The sequence below is a fragment of the Synechococcus sp. H55.2 genome (assembly GCF_047462495.1).
Lineage (GTDB): Bacteria > Cyanobacteriota > Cyanobacteriia > Thermostichales > Thermostichaceae > Thermostichus.
The window spans coordinates 1-6887 of the sequence record NZ_JANSJH010000096.1 but is presented as its reverse complement, the minus strand read 5'-3'; the positions used below and the strand labels follow the sequence as shown (position 1 = coordinate 6887).

Here is a 6887-nt window from a genome sequence, read left to right as displayed (position 1 = left end):
CCCTGGGAGAGGGGCTGGGGGTGTTACTCTGGCTGGGGAAACTCCTCCCACAGGCGGGTGTGCTGGCGCAGGCTGAGGAACTGCCCGCCGCCGAGAATGAGGTGATCCAAAACCGGGATCTGCAGCAGTTGCCCCGCCTGCAAGAGTTGCTGCGTCAGGGCAAGATCCTCCGGGCTGGGATCCAAACTGCCGGAGGGGTGGTTGTGGGCCACCAGGATGCGGCTGGCTCCTTGCTTGATGGCGCTGCGGAAGGTTTCCCGCGGGTGAGTGAGAGTTTCCGTGGCGGTTCCCCGGGTTACAATCTGCTGGCCGATAAGGCGGTGTTTGATGTCCAAGTGCAGGACGGCAAAGTGCTCTTGGGTCTCCCACATCAGGTCACCGCTTAGGGCCATGGCCGCCTGTTCTGGCGATTCAATCACCGTCCGCTCGGGTAGTCGGGCCAAAAACACCCGCCGCCCCAGCTCGATGGCCGCCAACACTGTTGCTGCTTTGGCTGGGCCGATGCCCTCAATTTGCAGCAGCTCCCCGGCTTCCAGCTGGCGCAGTTGGGCCAAGGGATCCCCCTGGGCTTCCAATTTTTTCAAGAGCAACTGGGCCAGGCCAACGGCCGAGAGCTTACCTGCCCCCTGGCCGGTGTTGAGCAAAATGGCCAGCAGCTCCGCGTGGGAGAGGTTTCTTGCCCCTTGGTTAAGCAGCCGCTCGCGCGGGCGATCCTGAAGGGGAAGGTCGCTGATACGCAACACGTACTGGCTCATCTTGCGGCTAGGGGAGAGAAGAGGTTTTTTTCAACAGCCAAAAGGGGCTGCGGCGCTCTACGACCTGCCAAGTTGCTGCTAGCTCAGCTACAAAGGGATCCCAGGTCACCAGATAGTCGGGCACCTGCCAGGCGGCCAGCTCCTCCGGGTTGGCGGCATAGGGCACCCGCAGCGGGCCATAAAAATAGGGTACAAACGACCGCAGCCCATAGAGGCCAACCCTTCCCGAAAGAGCCGGTTCTGGGCCGGCAAACTGGCGGAAAAAGTAGATGGATCCCCCCTGAGTATGCTGCAACACCCTTGGGAAAACCCAGCTCCAGGCCAACTGGGCGCTTAGTCCTGTGGCCAAGAGCAAGATGGCCCATCCTCGAACATTGTGCCGAGCTCTAATCCAGGCCAGTCCCCCCAACGCCAGGAGCACAGCAGGGCCATAGGTGAAGGAGGGCCACTCCACCTCAGCCTGGAGATATCCAAGCGCCAAGCTGCCCGCTAGGCTCTCGAAAAGGTCGGAAAGCGGGATCCCCAAAGCGGCCAATCTCTTCTCGGCCACCGGCAGCAGGACGGGATCCTGGGATCCCAGCCAGGGCAATAGCAGCCACAGGGCTAGCCAAAACAAGCCGCTCAGCAGGATCCAGCCGCCTTCCCAAACGCTGAGTTGAGCCTCTCTTGACCCCAGGCGTTGCAGGCGCAGGGCAGCAAAGTAGGCGCCGATGGGATAAAGCAGCGAGGTGTAGTGGATCAACTTGGTTTGCACTAAGAGCGAAAACAGAGCCAGCACCACCCCGAAGGCCACCAACAGCAGGCGTTCTGCCCGCTGAGTTAAATCCGCCCCTGCCGGGTTACTGTGCCTATGGAGGCTGGCCAAGATCTCGGCCAAGGCCGGAGCCGCCCAGGGAAAACACCCTAGAGCAAAGGCCAGCAGATGAAAATAGACTGGGCCGGGGTGGCCGCTGGGGGTACTCACCAAACCCCACTGGTAGTGCCAAAACGCCGCCAGCCACTGCAGCCCCCGCGCCGCTGCTTCCAGCGCCAGCCAGGCCAGAGGAATAGCCCCCGCCAAGCCGAGGAAGGCCACCATCTCCCCCCACCGCCTTGGCGGATCCCGCTGCCAGAGCTTGTAGAGGGCCCAGATGCCCAGCGGCAACACCAGCCCCACCGGCCCCTTGGCCAACACCGCCAGGCCCAAGGCCAGCGCGCCCAGAGCGCTCCACCCCTGCCCGGAGCGGCCGGCCCGGCAGGCCTCGTCAGCAGCCCAAAGGGATCCCAGCCCCACGCCCATGCCCAAATTCAACAGCGGGTCGATGAGGCCGGTTTTGTAGAAAAACAAAGGCAGGTAGCCCGTCAGGAGCAGGACCCCCCAGAGGCAGCCAAACCCCACCCCGCGCAGCCGCGCTCCCCACGCCACCAAGAGGGCCACCGTGATGCCGCCGGCAAAGGCATTGGGCAGCCGCGCCGCCCCTTCGTTGATCCCCAGGGCCGCCATCGCTAGGGCCTGCAGCCAGAAAAACAGGGGCGGCTTCTCGTAGAAGGGCTCGCCGTTGATCTGCAAAGCCAGGGGATCGCCGCTGGCCAGCATCTGCCGCGCCAAGCTGGCGTAAATGAGCTCGTCCCAGTCAAATAGGTAAGGGATCCCCTGGCCCGCCCCCAGCCACAGGAGGGCCAAAAGCCCCATTCCTAGGGATCCCTGGAGGCCGCCAAGAAGCTTAGCCATGGAAGGCTTGCAGGGGCACCACCCGGCCCACACTGGCGGGCGAGCGCAAAAGGCGCAGTAGGTGAGCGGCTAAGGTGGATCCCTCGATCTCGGCGGGAATCTCCACCCCACACCAACGGCTGGAGCTCTCCTGCAGGGCCGCCACCCAATCGGGCGCCAGGGATCCCCGCACCACCCCAATCAGTTGCGGCAGCGGCTCCTGGCGATAGAGCCCGATCCAACGCACGCCCAGCCGAAACGGCCCAGGCCGAAAACGGGGGTTGGGGCTGCCGTCGGCTTCAAACTTGCTCAGCATCAGTTGCAGCGAATGGATCTGGCGGGTATTCAAGGGGGGAGCGGCAACCCGGCGGGCGCGAAAGGTGGGCACCATCTCGGCAAAAGGAACTTGAACAGTCTGCTCCTCCCCTGGGGTGGTGTCGAAAGCATAGCTGTAGGCCGGGCTGTCCCAGCCCCCTTGATCCCGCAGCAGAACCTTGTAGCGCTGTCCATCGCCCCGTAGCCGCAGCTCCAGGCCGGCAAACCCTGAGGCATCCAAGGGCGGCTGCCAATTGCGCGTGCGGGTGGAAACAAAGCCGCCGAAGTTGGCCGTGGAAACCTGGCCCGTAAACAGCAGCTCGCCCTCTCCCCAGAGCAGTTGGCTTTGGCTCACCCCGCCCATCACCACATCGTCCAGGATGCCCCAGAACTGGTTCAACTGGGGATCGGGCCGGCGGAAGTCAAAGAGCATCTGTTCCGTCTGTCCACTGCGGCGTAGCCGCTCCAGGTGAGCCTTGGCCGTCTCTGGCGCTCCCAGCCCTAAGATCACCCTGGCCGTCAGCCAGTCCTGGCTCTGCCCCACCGCTGCTCCCTGCCGGTGCAACGCCTCTGCCAAACCTTCGGGCAGGCCATCGCCCAAAAGAACCACCGGAAGGGAAGTGGCCGGAGTCAGGGAAGGAGGCATACAGTTAACTGCTGGGCTTTGCAACCCATTCTGAACCCAGCGCCAGAAGTCGGCAAAGGGCAACGCCTCGTAGTAGGTCAGCGTGTTCCAAAACCGCCCCAGCTCCCAAGGCATGACTTTACCTCGTCCCTTTGTCCAGATTATCCAAATTATGCAGATCTTTTGCAGAACGCAATTGGCTCACGAGCAGGGCCAATGGCCAGCCGGACTTCCAGCAGCATTCTCAGCCCGGTGAGGTTTTGCAGTGCGCAGACAGAGGGCGGGGCTTCTCGACGGATGAGCTCAAGCCACACAACAAAACTGCCTTGTGGAGTCCAAGCTATTCTGTGTCTAGTGTCGGCGGTGCTCCGCTTTAGTTGCATGATGACCGACCAAACCGGCCCAAGCATGTTTCCGAACCCCTGTTGCCACTCCGTTACTTGGCGGGAGCGCCTGTCTGGACTGGAAGAGCAATTGCGCCCCTTGGCAGAAAAGACAGCTCCCCTGCTGCTGGCAGACTCAGATCCGCTGCAGGTGTGGGCCGCCGTTTTGACCTGTCAAAAACTGGGGATCCCGCTCTTCTTGGGCAATCCCAAGTGGGGAGAACGAGAGTGGGCCCAGGCTGTGGCTGGCCTGGGAGGCGGCTGGCGCTGGCGGCAAGGCCGGCTGGAGGGGGATCCCAGCCCATTGAACCCCTCTCTGCGGGAGGCTGTACCCGGCTCCCATTGGCCGTTGATCGGGATCCCTACCGGCGGCTCCGGCGGCCAGGTGAAATGGGCAATCCACTCTTGGCGTACCCTCAGCGCCTCGGCCAAGGCCCACCAACAGCACTTCGGCGTGGACTGCGTCCATAGCTATTGCCTGCTGCCCCTGCACCACATCAGCGGCCTGATGCAGGCTGTTCGCTCCTGGCTGACCGGTGGGCAGTGGATCGTCTGGGATTGGAAACGGCAACAGCAGGCCGAGGCCTGGGATCCCCCCTTGCCGGGGAGTTTTCTATCGCTGGTACCCACTCAGTTGCAACGGCTGTTGCTCAACCCCCAGCCGGGAGTTGTGGAGAGCCTGCGCCAATTTCGCGCCATTTTGGTCGGTGGTGGCCCCACCTGGCCCAGCTTGCGGCAACAGGCCCGACAACTGCACCTGCCCCTTGCCCTCACCTACGGCATGACCGAAACGGCTTCCCAAGTCTGTACGCTTCTGCCGGAGGCTTTTTGGCAAGGAAACGACAGCCTGGGCCGGCCCCTGCCCCACGCCACGCTCCAGATCCGCAGTGAACAAGGGGATCCCTTGCCCAGCGATGCCGTGGGATTCATCCACATCCGGGCCAAGTCGCTGGCACTGGGCCATTACCCCCAGGCCGCCCTTCGCGTCAGCGGTGCGGAGCACTTTGGTTTGCGCCAATGGCATCAGCAAGGCTTCACCCCCGGCGATTGGGGCTATCTGGACTCGCAGGGCCACCTCTTTTGGTTGGGTCGCGCCGACGACCTGATCCTGACTGGCGGAGAAAAAGTGATGGCTGCCGAGGTGGAAGGAGAGGTTCGGGCCAGCGGCTGGGTGGACGATGTGTGGGTGCTGGGTCTGCCCGATGCCGAATGGGGGCAGCAGGTGGTGGCGGTGGTCGTCCCCAAAACCGGGCTCCCGGCGATCCCCCAAGAGCTGGAGATGCGCCTCAAGCAACACCTGAGCCGCCAACTGAGTCCCTTCAAGCATCCGAAGCGCTGGCTGTGGTGCACCGGGATCCCGCGCAATCTCCAGGGCAAGGTGAACCGCCAACAGCTCCGGCAGTGGGCCGCCCAGCAGTTGGGGATCTCGCCCCAGGTAAGCTAGCGGGATCCCAGACGAGCCAAGTCTCGCCGGATTTCAAAGGTCAATTCCCGGTTGTGGGGCTCCATAGCCAAAGCCTTTCTCAGGTAAGCTTCCGCCTGCTGGTGGCGACCCTCGTAGATCAAGTGGTTGCCGAAGCGCTGGTAGGCCAAAGCCAAGAGGTGGATGGCCTCGCCGGAGTTGGGAAACCGTTTCAACAGCGCCTCTGCCAGAGCCACTGCCGTGGGCAACTTACGCTCGCGCCAGGCTGCCTTGACGCGGGCAATCCCTTCTTTGAGCAATTCCGGATCGAGGTGCTCTGCCGATGAAGAGCCGGCGGTGCGGATGACCACCCGCCTCTGGCCGGCGGCAGGAGGAGATTGACGCTGGGCATCGTAGCGCCGCCGCTGCTCGGGGTCGCTCAGCACTTGGTAGGCCTGATAGATTTGCTGGAACCGCTCTCGAGATCCCTCCCCTGCCACATCGGGGTGAAACTGCCGCGCCAACCGGCGAAAGGCTTGCTTGATATCTTCGATGTCCGCTTCCGGCGATAGGTTGAGAATCGCGTAGTAGTCCATGAGCGGTGGCAGAAGGAAGGGAATTGAGAGTGGCAGAACCTGGGCCAAAAGTCAGCTCCGACCCCTGATTATGCCGATGATCATGCCATGCCAAGCCGGGCTAAACCAAGGGATCTTCTCGGCGCTCATGCGATCTCATGGAAAGTTGTTCTCCTAGCTGGGGCTTGATGCTGTAATGCCACTTTGACTGAGCACGCAGAGGTCTCTCTTCCTGTAGCTACCTCAAGGGTAGGGATCCGGTGTTAGACTTTGCCCAAGTTATTTGGAAACCCCATTCCCAATCGGTTTCTTTGACTTCTATCGATCGACTATGAGTGAAGCCCTTCATCAAGCTCTTGCAGATCAAGATCAAGAGCAATTATTATCCCATTTGCAGCAAGGGGAAGATGTGAATGCTGTCGATGCTCAAGGACTGACCTTGCTTCATAAAGCAACACTGCTTGGCAATTTGGAACTGCTGGATTTGCTCTTGGCCCATGGTGCTTCTCCCAATGCCTTGGATCCCACAGGTGTCACCCCGCTCCATTTGGCCGCCGCCAGCGGTCGGGTCAAGCTGGTGGAGCGTCTTTTGAGGGCAGGCAGCGACATCAACCTTCCAGATGGCTATGGATATACCCCTCTCCATCGGGCTGCCTTAACCGATCAGGCAGAGGTGATCGGTCTGCTCATCCAAAAAGGAGCCAATACCTCTGGCGTTCTCCATTGGGCCACGACCACCGGACGAAAAAGCATCCTGGCCCGCCTGTTATCCAAAGGAGCGCCGGTGGATGCCGCCGATGCAACCGGTCGAACTCCTCTGCACGAGGCTGCTACCCAAGGGCAACTGGGCATTGCTCGCTTTCTGCTCTTGTATGGGGCCAATGTCAATGCGCGCAACCGATTTGGGGCAACACCGATGCACTGGGCTGCTTGGGAGGGGCATGTGGCAATCCTGGAACTTTTGCTGGAAAATGGGGCCGAATTGAACCCTCGCAATGAAGATGGGCATACTCCTTTGGCCTATGCCCAAAAACGCCAACACAGCTTGGCTGTCCAATGGTTACAAGACCGAGGTGCAACCCTTTAGTATCAAGTTTGCTATTGCCGCCGACCCAAGCGCTCCGCGTCGCTGCCCTCACCCC

General features: G+C 61.8%; 6 protein-coding genes. 2 read left to right on the top strand and 4 right to left on the bottom strand.

The annotated features are described in order from the left end of the window. Nucleotides 1-23: 23 nt before the first annotated feature. The 3 genes from radC to NW844_RS10675 are packed head-to-tail and all read right to left on the bottom strand — an operon-like array spanning nucleotide 24 to nucleotide 3520. Entirely contained in the window at nucleotides 24-755 is a 732-nt protein-coding gene (radC, locus tag NW844_RS10685; protein WP_414335526.1) for a RadC family protein, read from the bottom strand. Between the two features lie 7 nt (nucleotides 756-762). Beyond that, nucleotides 763-2466, bottom strand: a complete 1704-nt coding sequence (locus tag NW844_RS10680) for an ArnT family glycosyltransferase (protein WP_414335524.1) — start codon at nucleotides 2464-2466, stop codon at nucleotides 763-765. Next, on the bottom strand, nucleotides 2459-3520 hold the full coding sequence (locus NW844_RS10675; protein ID WP_414335522.1) for a CIA30 family protein: 1062 nt from the start codon (nucleotides 3518-3520) through the stop codon (nucleotides 2459-2461). The genes NW844_RS10680 and NW844_RS10675 overlap by 8 nt, the downstream gene beginning before the upstream one ends. Before the next feature lie 273 nt (nucleotides 3521-3793). Between NW844_RS10675 and NW844_RS10670 the strand changes: the two genes are divergently transcribed. After that, nucleotides 3794-5212, top strand: coding sequence for a 2-succinylbenzoate--CoA ligase (locus NW844_RS10670; protein WP_414335520.1), 1419 nt, complete (start codon nucleotides 3794-3796; stop codon nucleotides 5210-5212). Here the strand turns inward: NW844_RS10670 and NW844_RS10665 are convergent. Continuing rightward, nucleotides 5209-5766: a DnaJ domain-containing protein gene (locus tag NW844_RS10665; RefSeq protein ID WP_414335518.1), complete on the bottom strand. Its 558-nt coding sequence runs from the start codon at nucleotides 5764-5766 to the stop codon at nucleotides 5209-5211. The two genes, NW844_RS10670 and NW844_RS10665, sit on opposite strands and share 4 nt — an antisense overlap. Nucleotides 5767-6076: 310 nt before the next feature. On the opposite strand from NW844_RS10665, the gene NW844_RS10660 reads away from it, so the two are divergent. After that, nucleotides 6077-6832, top strand: a complete 756-nt coding sequence (locus NW844_RS10660) for an ankyrin repeat domain-containing protein (protein ID WP_414335516.1) — start codon at nucleotides 6077-6079, stop codon at nucleotides 6830-6832. Nucleotides 6833-6887: the final 55 nt, after the last annotated feature.